Genomic DNA, 19,561 nt, shown 5'->3' with positions numbered 1-19,561 from the left:
TAGCGGGAATGAGGAATAACGGATCATGAATAACACCGATGTTAATAACGTTCAGAGAGAACAGGCAATGGAATCAATGTCTGATTTGGAAATGCACGGTTTTGAAATCGCGATTATCGGCATGGCGGGACAATTTTCCGGCGCGGGTGATGTTGAACAATTCTGGCAGAATATCGCGGCAGGTGTTGAGTCTGTCAGGTCATTGAGTGATGCCGAACTGGATGCCGCAGGAATATCAGTGGAGGCCCGTTCCCGGGCCGATTTTATCCGCAATGTTTCGGTGCTGGAGCATCCTGAAGATTTTGATGCTGAATTTTTTGGTTATTCTCCGCGGGAAGCACAGGCTCTAGATCCACAGCAGCGTTTGTTTCTGGAAACGTCATGGCTGGCGTTGGAAAATGCCGGTTATACAGCGGAAAAGTTCTCAGGGCCAATCGGCGTGTATGCCAGCAGCTCCAGCAGCAGCTATTTTATGAATTATCTCTTGAATCATCACACAGCCGAAGGGCCGTATTTATCGGATATGCTGCTATTTGGCAATAACAACGATCTGCTTTCGACGCGGGTATCCTACAAGCTCAATCTGCGGGGGCCGAGTTTCACTATCGGTTCTGCCTGCTCCAGTTCAATGGTGGCGCTACACTACGCCTGCCAGTCTTTATTAGCCGGAGAATGTGATATCGCACTGGGTGGCGGTGTTCATGTTGGTTTCCCATCTCACAGTGGCTATCACTTCGAGGGCAGTGGCATTCTTTCCCATGACGGTCATTGTCGTACTTTCGATGCTGAGGCATCCGGTACTCTGAGCGGTGATGGCGTTGGTGTTGTGGTGCTGAAACGGTTACAGGATGCACTGGACAGTGGCGACCATATTTATGCGATGATTAAAGGTTCTGCGGTAAATAACGATGGGTCAGAGAAAATCGGTTTCACTGCGCCTTCGGTAACAGGTCAGACTGCGGTTCTTCAACGCGCATTGCTGGCAGCGGATGTGACACCAGAAAGTATCAGTTATATCGAGGCGCATGGTACCGCCACTCATCTGGGCGATCCGATGGAAATGAAAGCCCTGCTCAATGCTTATGGTCAGCCTGAAACGGCGCAGCCGCGCTGTGCGGTGGCTTCTGTAAAAGCGAATCTGGGCCACGTAGACTCAGCCGCAGGCGTGACGGGAGTCATGAAAGTTGCCCAGATGATGACGCACCGTTATCTGCCACCGGCAGTTAACTTTTCCCGCCTCAATCCTGAAATTAATCTGACCGGTTCAAGATTCTATATACCGACAAAAGGTGAAGCGTGGCAGTGTGAAGGCGTACGCCGGGCGGGTGTCAGTTCCTTTGGTATAGGCGGAACCAATGCCCATATGATTTTGCAGGAAGCTCCCTACACTTTCCCGTCAGGCCCGGCTCACCCGCAGCAGTTGCTCTCTTTTTCAGCCAAATCGCCGCAAGCATTACAGGCAAAGTTACTTAATTTCCGCGATTGGCTAGAAAAATCTCCCCGACTGCCATTAGCTGATATTGCTTATACCCTGCATATCGGCCGTCATGAAATGGAGTATCGGCACAGTCTGGTATGCCATGATCACATCAGCGCAATAGCGGCACTGGATAATTATTTATCCCGGCCAGCACAGGAAAATACGTTACGTACCGTTTCCTCATCTGTCATTTTTATGTTCAGCGGGCAGGGGGCACAGTATCCCGGCATGATGAAGGGGTATTACGATCAGGAGCCAATATTCAGGGCCGCAGTGGATACATGTGCGGAGATGATGCTGCCTTTGCTGGGGCGCGATATCCGTTCGTTAATCTTCGATACGACTGAAGCGAATAAAACTCCGGCGTTATATCAGACTCGTTATACCCAGCCAGCTCTGTTTGTTATCGAATATGCATTGAGTCAGTTGCTGATGGCGTGGGGGATACGCCCTACGGCTTGCATTGGTCACAGTATCGGAGAATATGTTGCCGCTTGTATTGCGGGTGTGTTCACTCTGGAAGGTGCAGTGAAAATTGTGATCAGGCGGGCTAACTTAATGAATCAGATGCCTGCCGGAAAAATGCTGGCGGTAGAACTTAATGAAAGAACATTACAGGGATATCTCACTGAGGGCGTTACACTGGCTGCTTATAATGCGCCTGAGCTTTGTGTGGTATCCGGTGAAACAGAAGCCATATTGATGCTCGAAGCGCGTCTGGCGGAGGATAATATCGAATCCGGCATGTTGCACACTTCCCACGCCTTTCACAGTGCGATGATGGATGCGTGTCTGGAGCCGTTCAGGCAGGCGTTTGATGGCATAACACTATCAGCGCCAGAATTGCCCTTTATTTCCTGTGTAACGGGAACATGGATCACCGCTGAACAGGCTATGTCGCCGGATTACTGGGTACACCAATTGCGTGAACCGGTTGCATTCAGTCAGGGAGTGGCCTGCTTATTGTCTCAACAGGAAGTCACTTCAGCCTCTCATTTACAGCAATCTCATATACAGCAATCCCAATCACAAAAAGTTTTACCCTCAAAAGCGCCGGTTTTACTGGAAATCGGGCCGGGCAGTGCGCTGACCGGACTGGCAAAAATACAGCTTACAGGTTCATCGGCACATCAGCGGGTGTTCAGCAGTACCCGAGGTATCAAACAAACTATTCCGGACAGGCAGCATTTACTGAATCTATTGGGACAGCTATGGCAACAGGGAGTATCTGTCGATTGGTCTGCATTTTATCAGCCACAGAAACGCCACCGCCTTCCTCTGCCCGGATATACATTCCAGCGTCAGCGTTACAGTCTGGACGCATGGTTTAGTGATACCTCACATAACATAGCTTCTCACACCAGACAGGCGGCTTCGGACAGAGGGCGATTGCCACTGGAGCAGTGGAGCCATCAGATCCGCTGGAAACAGATGACCATCCCCGTGTCAGATGATACCCGGTTAAATGGGCAGGTTTTCCTGATTTTTATGGATCGTTCAGGAGTAGGCAAACAGTTGACGGCTGAACTGACACAACTGGGTGGTGAAGTCTGGCAGGTGATACAGGGCGGGCGTTTTAAAGCGGAGACAAACACACGTCAGGTCATCATCAATCCGCAGAATAGCGCAGATTATCAGGCATTGGCGGATTTATTTAACCGCCGGAAAGTGAAGGTCACTAACATCATTCATGCCTGGTCAATAACGCGTTCAGCTTCCATTGCATTAAACACGGCCTTTACCCATTATGAATCCCTGTTGCATATCGCCCGGCAATTTGCGGTAGACCGCTTAGCAACAGATGAAATGGGATCAGCGAATCAACTGGAAACGGTTTCACTGAAAATAAATATCCTCTCCAACCGGTTGCATTCGATTACAGAACAGGACAGAAACGATCCGGCTAAAGCGCTGCTGATTGGCCCATGTCGTGTCATTCCAAAAGAGTTTGAGCAGGTGCAGTGCAGGAGTATTGATATTGCCCTGCCTGCTCGCTGGTCACTGCCTTTACTTAATCCTAGGCCGTCCGATGCCGTAATATCAGCATTACTGACAGAGATCCTCAAACAACCGGAAGAACAGGGTAATCAGGATAATATTGTCGCGCTTCGCGGAAGGCATCGTTATGTTCCGTTGACTGAAACCGCAGTCTTACCCGCGACGGCGTCCCCGTTATTAAGACATGGGGGAAATTACCTGATTACGGGCGGATTTGGCGGTATTGGTGCCACAATAGCACTCTATCTGGCTAAGCATTATCAATCCCATTTGATTTTCATCAGCCGCAGTGAATTACCGCCCAGCAATGAATGGTCAGACTGGCTGGAAAATCATGATGCCGACAATAAACGCTCACGCCATATCCGTTTGTTACAACAGTTAAAGCAGATGGGAGCTTCTGTTTCAGTGATTTCTGCCGATCTGGCGGATGCCTCAAAAATCAACAAAGCGTTGACCGACGTTGTTATCCAATATGGGCAGATCCACGGCATCTTTCATTGTGCGGGTATTGCCGATGGCGGGCTGATTCAGAATCGCAGATTCGAAGATTCACTTCAGGTATTCCAGTCAAAAGTACTGGGGACACAGGTTCTGGATAACTGGTTTAAACGCCGGCCACTGGATTTTTTCGTTTTAAGTTCATCACTGGCAGCCCACATAGGCACCATCGGGCAGGTTGCTTATTGTGCAGCTAATGCTTTTGAAGATGCTTACGCGTTATCACGCCATCAAGATGTTTTGGCTGAGAAACGTGTCAATAAGCCACATTCAGGCAGGAAAAAAACGACCCGCTATCTTGCTATTGGCTGGGATGCATGGCGTGAAGTCGGCATGGCTGTGGATAGCCTGCGTCAGTGGTATCAGGATCATGAAGAACAAGAAAGTATCAGGCACGGTATTCTGCCAGAAGAAGGTTGCCAGTTGCTGGAATTATTACTGTCACATGGGGACAGTGTTTATGCGATTTCTACCCGCGGTTTACCATTACCGGATACCGACCACGCTACGGAAAACAATACCCCAGCGGAACCGGATCGAAATACGGCAAATACGGGCGAGCAGAACCTGTATCCCCGCCCGGTATTAAGTGTCGCTTATCAGCCTCCCCGCAATCAGACGGAAGAAATTATTGCCGATATCTGGCAGGAAAAAATGGGGATAGGCCCATTGGGGGTGTTTGATGATTTCTTCGAATTGAATGGTCACTCACTGATGGCTGTTCAGATCATCGCAAAAATTAAACAGCGGCTACAGGTGGTATTTCCTGTCGGGTTTATTTACGAGCACTCCACCATTGAACAATTGGCTGAGCAGGTCAATCTGCGTAACAAGGCGCAGCCGGACAACGTGACAGGCCGTTCGGAGGAAAGGCGATGATAGCCAAGATGCAAAGAGGCAAGGCAGCCCGCGACTTGTACCGCACCGGGAATAACAAAAAGGGAAACTGGTTCCCGTTGGGCTATGCCCAGCACTGTTTCTGGTTTGTATCCACTGCACTGGGGGATACCGCTAACAATCAGGTTGGTATTCTGATTGAAGGAGAACTGCGGATAGCGGTGCTGGAACAGGCTATCAATACGCTAATCCAGTCGCATATTTCCCTGCGCACGGAAATACTGGATTACGCCCCCCTGCAGCGACTTTGCCGGATGCGGGAGTTTGATCTACCCCTGCTGGATTTATCAGCTTATGATGCCGATACGCAGGAACAGCGGGTGGTTGAAAATAGCCAAAAATTCCTGCAAACGCCATTTAATCTTAAATCTCCACCCCATTTGAGAGCACAGATTTTCCGGTTGGCGGAGTCAAAACATGTATTGTTTTTATGTTTTCCTCACATTGTGGCAGATGGAGGCGCTATACACCTGTTTGAGCAACAGCTCTGGCGGCTTTATCAACAGGGCTGCCACGGAAAAAAATGCCAGTTAAATTTATCTGATCAAATGCAAATTGATGAATGGGTCTGTTATGAGCGGGAAACCCATCATCAACATGGTCAGCAAGATTTGGCTTTCTGGCGGCAGCATTTGAAGGGATATCCTTATGCGCGTTTTCCTGCTTGCTATCTCAACCGGAATACTCTTACCGATCATGAGTTTTACCTGCCATTTCCTGAAAATAGCTATGACTGGCTGGATACACTGGCTAAACAGCAAAAAGCAACCTTGCAGATGGTTTTTCTGACACTGGTTGCTGAGGTGGTTTATGCAATGACAGGGCAACCCCGTTTCTCGCTGAATTCAGTGCTGGAGGGCCGGGAACAACCCGGAAGTGAAACATTGATGGCACCCACACTGCGTGTTATGCCGGTGCCTGTCAATCTGAATAGCCTAAAGGATAGAACAGGAAAAAATGAGGCCACGACAATGGCTTTGTTGGAACAGGTCAGAGAAAAAATTTTATCGGCCTATGACCACATGGAATGCCCGTGGAGTTTGCCGGTTGGTGTGCTGGCTGAACAACGCTGGCATAGCAGCCCCGGTATTTACTCTCTGGCAATCCGTGCAGGTAGCTGGCTTTACAGCAAGGTATTCCGGCGTGCCCGGCTCTATCCGCATTTTCTGGCTGACTTTTTGTTTATGGAACCCAGACCACCGCAATCCATTATCCGCCGGGCCAAGCGTGGCGTAGAAATTTCACAACCGACGATTAACATTAATATATTACAGGATGCATTCAAATCTGCGCCGACGGGTAACAGGCCGGAGGGATTACGCCTGAGCAGCTACTGGAAAAGTGAACATCGGGAACATCAGGCGCTGCCCGGTCAGGCTATTTCCACCCAATGGGAAAATGACTCTATCAATATTTACGTCACACTTTCTGAAGATAATAAACCCATCATGCAAATTAACTGCTGCTGCTTTAATCAGGCAGGAATGGCGCGTTTTACCGAATTGCTGAAGGAAAAACTATCTTCTCTCGCCCAACTTATCACTGAATGAGATACAGAGAATGGCTATTCAGAAACAAGAAGAGAAAGTGATTGAGTTTAAGCAGGTCAGGAAACATTACAAAGATTATCAGGCGCTGAAAGGCATTTCTCTGGACGTTTATCGTGGTGAGTTTATTGGTCTGCTCGGCCCGAATGGTGCGGGAAAAACGACTTTGGTTGAAATACTGGAAGGACTAAAAAAAGCAGATTCAGGCTCAGTTAGGGTATTGGGAAAAACATGGCAGCACGATGCTCCTTATCTGCGCCGTCGTCTCAGCGGAGTCTTACAAGAAACGTTATTTATCAACAAACTCAGAGTAAAAGAAGTGCTTACGCTGTTCGGTAGTTTCTACGGTTGTTCACGTAATCGGGTACAGGAAGTAATGGAACTGGTTGAATTAACCGAAAAACACCGGACTTATGTGGAAGGGTTATCAGGCGGTCAGCGCCAGCGGCTGGCTTTGGGCGTTGCCATCATGAATGAGCCGGAAATCCTGATACTGGATGAGCCGACAACAGGGCTTGATCCGCGTTTCCGGCATGATACATGGGACATTCTGCGCAAACTCAACCGGGAAAAAAAATCAACAATGCTGCTGACAACGCATTATATGGAAGAAGCGGAGTATTTATGTGATCGTATTTGTATCATGAATCAAGGGGAAATTATTGCGCAGGGTGGCATGAATGAATTACTGAAAAAATACTGTAACGGCGATCTGATTGAGCTGACAACCCGGTCTCCTGAACGTTTGCAAGCCCTGAGCCGGCATAATCGGGTATTAAGTTATGAATACGATGAATCAAAAAACAGGATCCGTATGATAATTGACGATTCAGCCAGCTTTGTGGCTGAGCTTTTTGAATATGCTAAAAAAGCCGATACCGATATCAATGAACTGGTGATCAGAAAGAAAACACTGGATGATTTGTTCATGACACTGGCAGGGAGACGCTTCCATGAATAGTGCGCTGATCAACCTGATGAAAACACAATTCAGGCAATATATCCGTGAACCGGAAATTCTGTTCTGGTCATTTGGTTTTCCGCTTTTGCTGGTCTGGCTATTAGGGCTTTCGTTCTCATCACAGGATATTCCTGAAAGGTATATCGGCATTGTCCTGCCAACAGAAATTACGGAACAACAGAAGATCCAACAATGGGGAGAGCAGTTTACCGAGCATGAGCACACCATTTCCGGCATTATCAATCAGGATGAAATCAAACGGAATAATCTGGTGAAGGTCAAATATCACATTAAATATTATCCTGACCGTGAGGCGGTGATTCTCGGGTTGAAACGGGGTGATATTCAGATGTTTATTGAACAGAATGCACAGGGAAAACAGATTCATTACCTTGATCCACAGGATGGTGATGCCCTGCTGACTTATTATTTGCTCAATCAGCAAGAGGGAAGACAGACAGATAAAAATCTTTTCATTCTGGAAACACCGGGATTGCGTTATCTGGATTTTCTGATACCCGGGTTACTGGCGATGGCAATAATGGAAACGTGTTTAATTGCTGTCGGCTGGGCATTGGCAGAAAAACGCCTCGCGCGGGTCACTCGTCAGATGTGCATCACGCCAATGCGTAAGACCACATTTCTGATGGCACATATTCTGGCCTGTCTTATCATCAACTTCGTTGAGATACTGATTATTTATCAGTTTGCTAAGATCTACTTTGATATAGAAATACAGGGTTCATTTTACGCCTTCCTGCTTTTACTCTTTGCCGGGAATATCTGTTTTTCTGGTGTGGCAGTGCTGGTGGCATCCCGGGCACGTAAGGCTCAGACCGCAAATGGCTTACTGGAAGTTTCGATTCTGATACAGGTTTTGTTATCGGGGATCTTTTTCAGCTACAAACATTTTCCACAATGGATGGTTAATATTGTTGAGTATTTGCCATTAACCATTCTGGCTGATAATATGCGCAAAGTATTTATTGAAGGCGGGGAATTATTACAGGTTGTTCCTGCCTCTATTGCACTGATTATTATCGGTATCATGACTTTTATATTAGGAATGCGAATTTTTCGCTGGTATTAATCTGTCAGTGGCTGCTTTGGCAGCCACTTGAAAAAATAGATCATGGAAACATTCTACTGATTAATATAATAAATAAAACCGAAAGGATAATGTTAAATAAAACCTAACCTGATTAATTTTTTGTGTTTTTTATATGGAAAGCAATCTGATATAGGAAGTGGAAATATTATATTATGAGATGATAATATGTTAAATAACATTCCGTATATTATTTTTGACGCAGAACCATTCTGTTTTGGCCCGATATCTACCACATTAAATATTGTGGAGCAATTAAAGCATCGAAATAAATTGATATCAGGGACTAAGCTCATCTTATTAGGCACACTTACCTCTTCTCAATTAGGTGAAAAATCTCATTTATTTGATATTATTTATGAGTGTGATACAACTTCTGTTACCGAGCTTTCACGTTATTCTGAGCTGATTTCAGGAGCCAGTCTTTACATTAACAATACTAATCTCGGGTCGATCAATTTTGTTTCGCAACTGGGGACACCTATTGTCTATATCGATACACTATTCTGGATGTGGCGTGATCTCCACGTTGATCTACACCAAACCGAAAAAACGTTCATTCAGAACTTTCATGGAATAGAACAGAATATTGCCAAATTCCGGGATAAACTTGGTGATTATCAAGTTATACCCCCCATTCTTTCTGATTCTTTGCAACAGGGCCTAATGGATGATCATCCATTAGATGGTGTATTAATTACCCTTGGTGGTATTGATACGGTTTACAAAGAGACAACAGATTTTTACTCCCATTTTCTTCAGGAATTACTCTCTATTCCCAATCTGCAAAATGAAACAAATATTACGATTGCAGGTGGTGGAAAAACAATTGGTAATCTGAAAGATAGACTCACTGAAACACACCCCCATATCCATGTTGATTGTTTTTCAAGACATGATTTTCTGCAAAAATTACGGCGGGCCCGTAAAGTCTTATCTAATGCGGGGCTTACCACATTTTATGAATGTGTTGCGCTTAATAAAGATGTTTTTTTCTTACCACCACAAAATTATAGCCAGCAATTGCAGTTAGAAATATATCTTCAACATTATTATCCCCCTGAATATGGTTTTTTATGGCAGCCGGAATATGGATACCCTGAGATCCCTGCCTACTTATCAGAGAGAGAGGGGTTAGCGTTAATTGATAAATGCACCGATTTATTTATTAATCGCCCGATAGAAAGAAAGCGTGCTCTGGAGATGATTGACCAGTTTCTCTCAAAAGAGAAAGTGAATACTCATTTTTATCAGGATATCTTTGAAAATAATGCGAGTGATACGGTTGTCGATTATATTGAAAAACGGTTTTAGCCAGAAGGTTACAGGGTGAAAAAGATATGAATGCACGCAACTGAATTAATATCTGAAGGTTGATGACAAATGCTTAATTAAATGCTAACTATTAGTCTTTCAGACAGGATAATAGGTGTGTTTGATATGAACTCCAAAAATATTTGGAGAACCTACGGTTCAACTTCTCTTTTTGTCTTATTGTGGAGCAGTGGCGCTATCTTTTCTCGTTGGGGGCTGGATTATAGCTCTTCTTTTGCCATTTTGACTGTACGTTTTGTCATCGCTTTTCTATGCCTTTTGTTACTCAGTGTGTTCAGAAAGCATTACTTACCGGCGTCAGGAACTATCGGAAAAGTTGCGGGTACAGGATTATTGATGATTGCCGGATATTCTATTTTTTATTTTCTTGCATTAGAGCATGGCATCACCCCCGGAATTTTAGCTACAGTCATGGGAATTCAGCCTATTATTACCCTGTTGGTGATAGAAAAACATTTTTCTGCCCGCCGTTTACTGGGGTTGTTCTTGTCTTTAATGGGGTTGATATTCGTTGTTTTCCAAGGGCTGGTGATGACTAACTTTTCTTTTCTAGGTACGTTTTTTGCCTTGTCAGCATTAGGTTGTATGAGTTTAGGCGCTATTTTTCAGAAGAAAATTCATCAGTCACCGTCAGAAGTGCTGCCTTTGCAATATGGTGTAAGTTTAATAGCATGCTTATTATTTGTTCCTTTTAAACCTTTTCATATTGAATTCACCACGGGTTTTATTGTCTCTGTTTTATGGCTTGGGCTAGTTATTTCTGTAGTAGCACAGTTATTACTTTATCGGCTCATTAAAGTCGGCAATTTAGTTAATGTCACTAGCCTGTTTTATCTTGTGCCGTGTGTTACCGCATTAATGGATTATTTATTTTTAGGTAATGCACTTTCCACGTTAAGTATGATTGGAATGGTGGCGATAATCACTGGTTTGGCTTTTGTTTTCCGTGAAAAAAAGTAATAGGAATATTGTTACTCTGATTTATTGTGTTCCTGTTTCTTACGATATGAGCGCCAGCGATATCTGGGCCAATAGAAACTGAATAGGATCATCAGTATGGTCAGTGGTGTTCCGCAAAAAGTGATCATTGTATCAATGGGAAATCCGGCTCGATTTGCAAGAAGATAAATTCCGATCGCTTTTGACAGGTAGACCAAAATCCAAGCGATGGAAACCTCGTGCCATACTTTGTTATAGATGGGCTTGCCATAAACCGAGATAGTCTTTAATCCCGGCATGGCTTGCTCTGCCATTGTTTTTGCAGCCGGTCGTCCTATTAATGAATAAAAACAGAAAACGGCAACCAATGATACCGCACTGCTGATTGGACGGAAAATTTCCTCCAGTTTTTTATCAAACAGGGTATATCCGTGTATATAAAGATAATGGCTTAGCCCTGATACTAACAACAGAGCGATCACTACCCAAGTACTTTGTGTTTTGCTGATAATTTTGAGAATAACTGAATATATTGTGGTCAGTAGCAAGGCAGTACCAGCACCGCCTATATTGAATGCAACATGATACAGAATAATCGGTATAATCATGTTGAGCATCACATCCCGTGATCTTAAATAACGCCAGATAGATAATTTTGTTTGCTGCATTTTTTTTACCTGATATTTAAGGGGTTTTAGGCTACATACACAGGAAAACTAAAAGACAATAAATTAACATGTTGAATATTAATATATAGTCGGAAATATGTGTCCCGCAAGAAATAAACCGAGTTAAGTTATATATTACTTTGGACATATAAACTGGCGTTAAACCAATCTGTTTTTTTATGAATATCTATAATGTTATTTTAAATAAATCACTCTTAATGAGACATGCTTTCAATTTTATTGCATTATTATTGCGTGAGTTTGATAAATATCTCTAATTGATGCATGATGGTTTGTTGAGTACTTTTATCGTAGTTAAAATATGCATTTTGCCATTCTGAACTGAATATATGCCAAGATTAATTGGGTATTAATAGGATAAAGGAGCAAAAAACATGATCGTCTGTGAGTCTAAAGAAATATCAGAAATACAATTAACACGTTGCATACAAACACTGACACGTGCTTTTGATGGTTATTCTTTGATGCGGCATTTTCTGGCTGAGAATGGTCACCAACAGAGAGTACAGCGTTATCTGGAGGCCTTTCTTCGAAAAGTCGGTATGGCAGTAGGGCATGTGTGGGCTACTGATGATGGAACGGCTGTATCTATATGGACGGCTCCCGGTATTGAAGATGCCGCGTCTGTTTTTGTTCCGCTGTCTGTCGAATTTGAAAAGATCGCAGGGGAAAGAGCAAACATCATGCAGGCATCTGAAGCCATTATGGCGAAAGAACGCCCGGATTTTCCGTGCTGGTTTTTGGGGGCCGTCGCCGTAGATCCTGACTTTCAGGGAAAGGGACTGAGTCGCGCAGTTATTGAGCCTGGGCTGAAGAGAGCTGAGCGTGAAGGGTTTCCTGTGTTTCTTGAAACATCGGATGAAAAAAACGTCAGAATTTATGAGCGGCTGGGGTTTGAAGTCACAGCAGAATATCCGCTTCCTTTCAATGGCCCCATGATGTACGCAATGCTCAGGCAGTAGATATATACACTTCGTCTTTCAAGTTGCCTCTTTGTTGGCTGCGCTCGCTCGCCCCGGTCACCGTTTTTATAAACATACGGTTATCTATGCTCCCGGGGACTTACTCCCTTGCCGCCGCGACGCATCTTGAAATTCATTGTGTATAGTAATGACTCGACTCAGTGCAGAAGTATTAATATTCTTCTGCACTTTTTTCTGTTTCAGCTCTCTGCAAAAGCACATTTCTTTTATTTAGTTGATTAACTGAAAAATCAGCCATGTAACCGAAAGTTGTTGAACTATCATCAGGTCAGTTTATCTGAATAGTCATGATAATATCTGAGATTTAATTTATTTAATTTATTGATTTCAAATGATAATATTTATTTTTTTGTAAAAATTCGTATTTGCAAATATTTTTTAATACACCTGATTGTAAAATGCGCCTTCAATTAATGAATAATTATCGAGCAAAAGACGGCGTTTTTTCGCCCTGCCTAATTTTATACCTCCTTTTATTTATTTTTTATGCAATGTTTATGCATAAACTGAATAAAAAATCATTTTTATAAATTGTGAAAAACATCAAAAAAGTAAATTCATTGTGATTATGTTGTGTTGACTTTGTTAAAAATCAAAGAGATGATGCGATTAATTGTTAATCAGGGCTGCAATGAAAGGTGTTGAAAGATTAATTTTAAGTTTCAGAAAAGCATTGATTCGATGAATGAATAAAACTAAAAATTAATAGAAATAATTAATGAAAAATACGAGTAGATTCATTAATTTTAAAGACTCTTTAAATACACGCCTATTACCACCTTTCTTGTTAATTATTCGAGGTAAAACAAATGACGAAAGAAATTCAAAGAAATTGGTTTGAACAGTATATGGTTCCTTGTTTCGCTCCAGCGCCATTTATTCCTGTCAGAGCCGAAGGCTCCAGAGTATGGGATCAGAATGAAAAAGAATACGTTGATTTTGCTGGAGGTATTGCTGTTAACGCATTAGGTCATGCTAATAATGAATTAAAAGAAACATTACGCAGTCAAATGGAAAACCTTTGGCATATTGGTAATGGTTACACCAATGAACCGGTCTTAAAACTGGCAAAAGATTTAGTTGAGAATACCTTTTCTGATAAGGTTTTTTTCTGTAATTCCGGTGCCGAAGCTAATGAGGCTGCGCTGAAAATTGCCAGAAAATATGCTTTAGATAAACATGGCAGCCATAAAAACGAAATTATCTCATTTGAAAACTCTTTTCACGGAAGAACATTATTTACAGTGACAGTGGGTGGGCAACCTAAATATTCACAAGATTTTGCTCCTCTTCCACAACAAATTACTCATCTCCCTTATAACGATATTGAAGCCATTAAAGCGCATATTTCTGACAAAACTTGTGCCGTCATTGTTGAACCCATTATTGGCGAAGGTGGTGTTATCCCTGCAACGCCAGATTTTCTGAAGGCTTTGAGAGAACTGTGTGATCAATATCAGGCATTGCTGATTTATGACGAAATACAGACCGGAATTGGCCGCACGGGTTATCTGTATGCCTATGAAGAAACAGGCATTGAGCCGGATGTACTGACGAGTGCTAAAGGGTTGGGTGGTGGTTTCCCAATCGGTGCGATGCTGGTTAAACAGCATGTTGCAGAAGTATTCCAGCCGGGTTCACATGGCACCACATTTGGTGGTAACCCACTGGCAAGCGCCGTTGCCCATAAAGTGCTGAGTATCGTGAACCAGAAGGCGTTTCTGGCCGGTGTGCAGGAGCGCCATCAGGAATTCATCCGGCATATGACAGATTTGAACCAGCGTTACCAAGTGTTTGGTGAAATACGTGGTAAGGGTTTGCTGCTGGGCGCAGAGTTGGCGGGCAAATATCAGGGTAAAGCGAAAACATTAACCAATATTGCTGCGGAAGAAGGGTTAATCGCTCTGATTGCAGGGCCGAATGTACTGCGTTTCGCACCGGCATTAAATATTGAACAACAGGATATCAACGACGGTTTTGCCCGGCTTGAAAATGCCCTCAAGCGATTTGTTCAGGAATAAACGCAGTTTTTGAGGTGATATCATGATGCTATTTAGATCCGTTCAACATAAAGATTTGGGGGATATCCTCGATCTCTCGTCTCGCGCTGGCGTGGGTTTGACGTCGTTGCCGAATAATCAGGAGTACTTGGCAGCACGGATTTCACGCAGTATTGATTCATTTCACGATGGGCGCGAGCGTTCACAACAGGGATTCTTGTTTACTCTGGAAGACACGGAAAAGCATCGTGTTGTTGGGGTGAGTGCGCTGGAGGTTGCGGTTGGGCTGGAGGAGCCTTTCTACAATTACCGTGTTCAGAAATCGGTGCGCTCATCCCGTGAATTAGGAATTTACAATTCGTTTGAGACCTTGATTGTAGGGCAGGATCATACCGGATACAGTGAGTTGTGCACCTTGTTCCTTGACCCCGCTTATCATGGGGGGCGCAATGGTATTTTCCTCTCCAGAAGCCGCTTTTTATTTGTTTCAGCGTTTCGCCATCTTTTTCCGAAAACTATTTTTGCGGAAATGCGCGGAGTCGTTAATGAACAGGGTGAATCACCATTCTGGAATGCACTGGGGCAACACTTTTTTAATGTCCCGTTTGCTCAGGCTGATTATCTGACAGGCATTGGCGCCAAAACATTTATTGCTGAACTCATGCCGTTCCATCCGATTTATGTGCCTTTGTTGCCGGTAGAGGCACAGCGGGCTATCGGGCAGGTACATGAGAATACCGTTCCGGCCCGCGCCATTCTGGAAAAAGAAGGTTTTTCCTACCACGGTATGGTCGATATTTTCGATGCCGGCGCTATTTTGCAGGCTGAGATCGATGATGTGCGAACCGTAAAAGCCAGCCGGCTGGTGTCTGTGAAAAGAAGCGAAAATGTCTCCAGACAGAGTGATGGCAGGCTATGCATTGTTTCTAATCTACATTTTCAGGATTTTAAAGCGTTGCTGCTGAATATCTCTGACGCTATTGATAGTGATGAACTGCACCTGACGGGTGCAGAAATGGAAGCACTTCAGGTAGAGGAAGGGAATTTAGTTCGCTGTGCTGCTCTTTTTTCCGAGGAAACTTCACAATGAGTGATCAGGCAAATTACATTGATGGTAAGTGGGTAACCGGGCAGGGTGTACAGGTAGTTAAACATTCGCCCATTGATCAGCAAATCCTGTGGCAGGCACACAGTGCTTCTGTTAAGCAAGTGGAAGAGGCTGGTCTGGCAGCACGCAGGGCATTTTCAGAATGGGCAAAGCTGGCAGTTGAAAAACGTATTGCCATCGTTCAGGCATTCGCTGATTTACTGGCACAGGAAAAAGAAACAATTGCCCGTGTGATCAGTGAAGAAACCAGCAAACCATTGTGGGAAACCCGGACAGAAGTTCAGTCTATGATGGGTAAAGTTGCTATTTCCATTGAGGCATGGCAGCAACGGACAGGTTATTCAGAAACCGCCATGCCGGATGGAAAAGCAATATTACAACATCGTCCTCACGGCGTGATGGCCGTTTTTGGCCCTTATAATTTCCCCGGTCATTTACCTAACGGCCATATTGTTCCTGCTTTGATTGCCGGTAACACCTTAATCTTTAAGCCAAGTGAATTAACGCCAATCACGGCAGAAAAAACCGTAGAGTTATGGATCAAAGCCGGCTTACCCGCAGGAGTATTAAACCTCGTTCAAGGGGGCAGGGAAACCGGTGGTGCATTACTGGATTGCCGGGAAATCGACGGAGTACTGTTTACGGGCAGTGCAACAACGGGTTTTCATTTCCACCGTCTGTTAGCTGGTCAGCCGGAAAAAATGCTGGCACTGGAGATGGGGGGAAATAATGCCCTGATTGTCGATGATTATGATGATCTTGATGCGGCAGTTTATACCATTATTCAGTCTGCTTTTATTTCCGCTGGTCAGCGTTGTACTTGTGCCCGCCGGTTGTTGGTAAAACAGGGTGAGAAGGGCGATGCCCTGATCCAACGCTTGACTGAAGCGGCTCGTCAGATAGTTCCGTCCCGTTGGGATGCCGAACCTCAGCCTTTTATGGGCGGTGTCATTTCTTTGGCTGCGGCAGAAAGTCTGCTGAACGCTCAATCAGGGTTGTTGGCACTGGGCGGTACTGCTCTGCTGACACTCACACAACCGGATCCTCATTCAACCTTTATGACTCCCGGCATTATTGAACTGACAGGCGTTAGTCAGGTTCCGGATGAAGAGTATTTCGGCCCTCTGCTGACCCTGCAGCGTTATGGCACCTTTGAGGAAGCGATTTCCATCGCCAATGATACCCGTTTCGGTCTGGCGACAGGGTTGATTTCACCTGATGAGAGCCTTTTCCTTCGGTTACAAGAAGAAGCAAGAGCCGGGATTGTGAACTGGAACAAACCACTGACCGGCGCTTCCAGTAAAGCACCTTTTGGTGGGATTGGCGCATCAGGTAATCATCGCCCCAGTGCTTACTATGCTGCTGATTATTGTGCATGGCCAATGGCATCTTTGGTGACGGAAAAACTGTCTCTGCCAGACACCTTCGTCCCCGGGCTTGATTTTTTCCGCTCTTAATTTTTTCAGTTAGCTTTTTTCTGACCAGCCGGTTTTTAAAGACCCGCTGGTTTTCAAAGGACAGCAGGGAGAACAGAGGTCACTATGTCGGGAATTGAAGCAAATTTTGATGGTTTAGTGGGTATGACCCACCATTATGCCGGGTTATCAATGGGCAATGAGGCCTCGATAAATCATCGTGGGCAGAAATCCAACCCTCGTAAGGCAGCCTTACAAGGGTTAACGAAGATGAAAGCACTGTCAGATATGGGATTAGTGCAGGGGGTTTTACCTCCACAACAGCGGCCTGATTTATCTGCTTTACGGCAGCTAGGGTTTACGGGAAATGATGCACAGGTGCTGAATAAAGCAGCAAAGTACTCACCATTGCTGTTGTCCAATCTCAGTTCAGCCTCTTCCATGTGGACAGCTAATGCAGCCACGGTATCGCCTTCTGCTGATAGTGCTGACCAACGCGTACACTTCACGGTGGCAAACTTAAATAACAAATTGCATCGTTCACTGGAAAGTGTGACCACATCCCGGGCGCTAAAAGCTGTTTTTTCAGATCCGAATTACTTTGTGCACCATGCACCATTGCCTCAACATGCTGACTGGGGAGATGAGGGTGCGGCAAACCATAACCGTTTTTGCGGCGAATATGACGAAGCGGGTGTACAGCTATTTGTATATGGCCGCAGTGCTTTCCGGGAAGGCCCGGTACCAGAGCGTTATCCCGCCCGTCAGACACTGGAAGCGAGTGAAGCAATTGCCCGTTTACATCAACTGGATGAAAGAAAAACGGTTTTTGCTCAACAGAATCCTATCGCCATTGATAGCGGCGTTTTCCATAACGATGTCATTGCTGTCAGTAACAGGAATGTATTCTTTTATCATGAACAAGCGTTTTTAAATCAGCAGTCAGTCTTGGCTGAGATTGCGGAAAAGCTGGCGCGCCTCGGACAAAAGTTTATCCCTGTTGAAGTGCCTGCATCGAAGGTATCCATGCAGGATGCAGTCAGCTCTTACCTTTTCAACAGCCAGTTATTAAGCCTGCCTGAGGGTGGGATGGCGTTGATCTTGCCGGAAGAGTGCCGACAGAACACCAACGTATCATCTTATTTACAGTCTCTGGTTTCGAAGGGTGACAGTCCTATCAGCCAACTCCGTTTCTTTGATTTGCGCGAAAGTATGCGTAATGGCGGTGGGCCAGCCTGCCTGCGTCTTCGGGTGGCGATGAAAGAAAAAGAACTGGCGGCGGTTAATCCGGCAGTGATTATGACCCCCGATCTGTATCTGAGCTTAACCGACTGGGTTGAACGTCATTATCGAGATTCTTTATATACCGCTGATCTGGCAGATCCACAGTTGCTGACAGAAGTCTGCTCCGCTCTGGATGAATTAACCCAGATCCTCAGGCTCGGTTCAATCTATGAATTTCAGCGCTAATCAGGAGGATTGATGGATTTACTTTCCCCATTACTTGAAAAGAAGCTTGAAAGTACACTGAGTTTCCCGTCGACATTAACCGCTAAATGGCTGGCAGATGGTGTATTGCAACTGATCCCACAAGAGAGTAAAAGCGATACGCTGATTATTTCCGCAGGAATTCATGGTAATGAAACGGCTCCGATTGAAATACTGCTCCAGCTATTAACACAACTGGTGCAGGGGAGTTTGTCGTTGCAGCATAACCTGCTGCTTATTTTCGGCAATTTGCCTGCCATGCGTGAAAGTAATCGCTATATTCATAACGATCTCAATCGCATGTTTGGTGGCAGGTATCAGAACTTTCCTTCCGGAAATGAGACACAGCGGGCAGTTGAGCTGGAATCTGTGATACAGCAGTTTTTTCAGGAGCCTGCGGTTATGGCTTCAACACGCCGCTGGCATCTTGACCTGCATACAGCCATTCGTGGTTCCTGCCATGAACAATTTGCCTTGTTGCCTTTCCAACAGCGTGAATATGCGCCTGACCTTCTACAGTGGTTGGAAGGCAGTGATATTGATGCGGTGGTTTTTCATAAAAGTGAAGGCGGAACATTCAGCCAATTTACCAGCCAATACTTCAATGTAGACAGTTGTACGATGGAAATTGGCAAAGTCTATCCTTTCGGGCAGAACGATCTGACTAAATTCAGCAATATTACAACAGCATTACAGAAGCTGATTGCTGGCGTATTTTCTGTGAAACGGCAAAAACCGGCAATAAAACGTTACCGGGTAGTTGATTCAATTATCAAACAGGACAACAGCTTCCGGCTTCATATTCCGCAAGATACAAAAAACTTCACAGCCCTGCCGGATGGTTTTGAAATTGCCAGTCAGGAAAATCAATCCTGGAAAATGACTTCTCCGGCAAACTTTATTTTATTTCCTAACGCTAACGTTGCCATTGGCCTGAGGGCTGGCCTGCTATTGGAGCAATTAACCTGATCAATTCATATCTATACACAATGGATTTCAAGATGCGTTGCGGCGGCAGGAAGGAAGTCAATCCCCCGATAGCCTAGATAACCTTATGTTTATAAATAGGGTGGCTGGGGTGAGCGAATGTAGCCAATAAAGAAGCAACCTGA

At 44.7% G+C, this 19,561-nt stretch carries 13 protein-coding genes; 12 read left to right on the top strand and 1 reads right to left on the bottom strand.

Annotated elements, in window-relative coordinates; all coding sequences use genetic code 11:
• Window positions 1-25: 25 nt before the first annotated feature.
• The 6 genes from AAC855_RS00975 (at window position 26) to AAC855_RS00950 (ending at window position 10,787) form a co-directional block, all read left to right on the top strand.
• On the top strand, window positions 26-4,858 hold the full coding sequence (locus AAC855_RS00975) for a type I polyketide synthase (RefSeq protein WP_340607790.1): 4,833 nt from the start codon (window positions 26-28) through the stop codon (window positions 4,856-4,858).
• On the top strand, window positions 4,855-6,426 hold the full coding sequence (locus AAC855_RS00970; protein ID WP_340607789.1) for a condensation domain-containing protein: 1,572 nt from the start codon (window positions 4,855-4,857) through the stop codon (window positions 6,424-6,426). The genes AAC855_RS00975 and AAC855_RS00970 overlap by 4 nt, the downstream gene beginning before the upstream one ends.
• Window positions 6,427-6,436: 10 nt before the next feature.
• Window positions 6,437-7,384, top strand: coding sequence for an ABC transporter ATP-binding protein (locus AAC855_RS00965; protein WP_340607788.1), 948 nt, complete (start codon window positions 6,437-6,439; stop codon window positions 7,382-7,384).
• Window positions 7,377-8,474 (top strand): ABC transporter permease, encoded by a 1,098-nt coding sequence (locus AAC855_RS00960; RefSeq protein ID WP_340607787.1) that lies wholly within the window; start codon window positions 7,377-7,379, stop codon window positions 8,472-8,474. Before AAC855_RS00965 ends, AAC855_RS00960 begins: the two co-directional genes overlap by 8 nt.
• Before the next feature lie 186 nt (window positions 8,475-8,660).
• A complete protein-coding gene (locus tag AAC855_RS00955) occupies window positions 8,661-9,806 on the top strand; it encodes a hypothetical protein (RefSeq protein WP_340607786.1) in 1,146 nt (381 codons plus the stop codon).
• 126 nt (window positions 9,807-9,932) lie between these two features.
• Window positions 9,933-10,787, top strand: a complete 855-nt coding sequence (locus AAC855_RS00950; protein ID WP_340607785.1) for a DMT family transporter — start codon at window positions 9,933-9,935, stop codon at window positions 10,785-10,787.
• Between the two features lie 11 nt (window positions 10,788-10,798).
• Here AAC855_RS00950 and AAC855_RS00945 read toward each other — a convergent pair whose 3' ends face one another.
• Window positions 10,799-11,434 carry a hypothetical protein gene (locus AAC855_RS00945; protein WP_340607784.1) on the bottom strand — a complete coding sequence of 212 codons (636 nt, stop codon included), beginning with the start codon at window positions 11,432-11,434 and terminating at the stop codon, window positions 10,799-10,801.
• Between the two features lie 395 nt (window positions 11,435-11,829).
• Between AAC855_RS00945 and AAC855_RS00940 the strand changes: the two genes are divergently transcribed.
• From AAC855_RS00940 to astE, 6 genes are all read left to right on the top strand, one after another.
• Window positions 11,830-12,417 carry a GNAT family N-acetyltransferase gene (locus tag AAC855_RS00940; protein WP_340607783.1) on the top strand — a complete coding sequence of 196 codons (588 nt, stop codon included), beginning with the start codon at window positions 11,830-11,832 and terminating at the stop codon, window positions 12,415-12,417.
• An 830-nt stretch (window positions 12,418-13,247) separates the two neighbouring features.
• On the top strand, window positions 13,248-14,459 hold the full coding sequence (locus AAC855_RS00935) for an aspartate aminotransferase family protein (protein ID WP_340607782.1): 1,212 nt from the start codon (window positions 13,248-13,250) through the stop codon (window positions 14,457-14,459).
• Window positions 14,460-14,481: 22 nt separating this feature from the next.
• Complete coding sequence (astA, locus tag AAC855_RS00930) at window positions 14,482-15,528, top strand: arginine N-succinyltransferase (RefSeq protein ID WP_340607781.1); 1,047 nt, start codon at window positions 14,482-14,484, stop codon at window positions 15,526-15,528.
• On the top strand, window positions 15,525-17,003 hold the full coding sequence (gene astD / locus AAC855_RS00925) for a succinylglutamate-semialdehyde dehydrogenase (protein WP_340607780.1): 1,479 nt from the start codon (window positions 15,525-15,527) through the stop codon (window positions 17,001-17,003). Before astA ends, astD begins: the two co-directional genes overlap by 4 nt.
• A gap of 84 nt (window positions 17,004-17,087) precedes the next feature.
• Entirely contained in the window at window positions 17,088-18,431 is a 1,344-nt protein-coding gene (gene astB, locus AAC855_RS00920) for an N-succinylarginine dihydrolase (RefSeq protein ID WP_340607779.1), read from the top strand.
• 12 nt (window positions 18,432-18,443) lie between these two features.
• Complete coding sequence (gene astE / locus AAC855_RS00915; protein WP_340607778.1) at window positions 18,444-19,418, top strand: succinylglutamate desuccinylase; 975 nt, start codon at window positions 18,444-18,446, stop codon at window positions 19,416-19,418.
• Window positions 19,419-19,561 lie beyond the last annotated feature (143 nt).

The organism is Xenorhabdus bharatensis, from assembly GCF_037996705.1.
GTDB classification, from domain to species: domain Bacteria; phylum Pseudomonadota; class Gammaproteobacteria; order Enterobacterales; family Enterobacteriaceae; genus Xenorhabdus; species Xenorhabdus bharatensis.
Note: the sequence above shows the minus strand (reverse complement) of the source record. Positions and strands in the feature narration are given on the sequence as shown.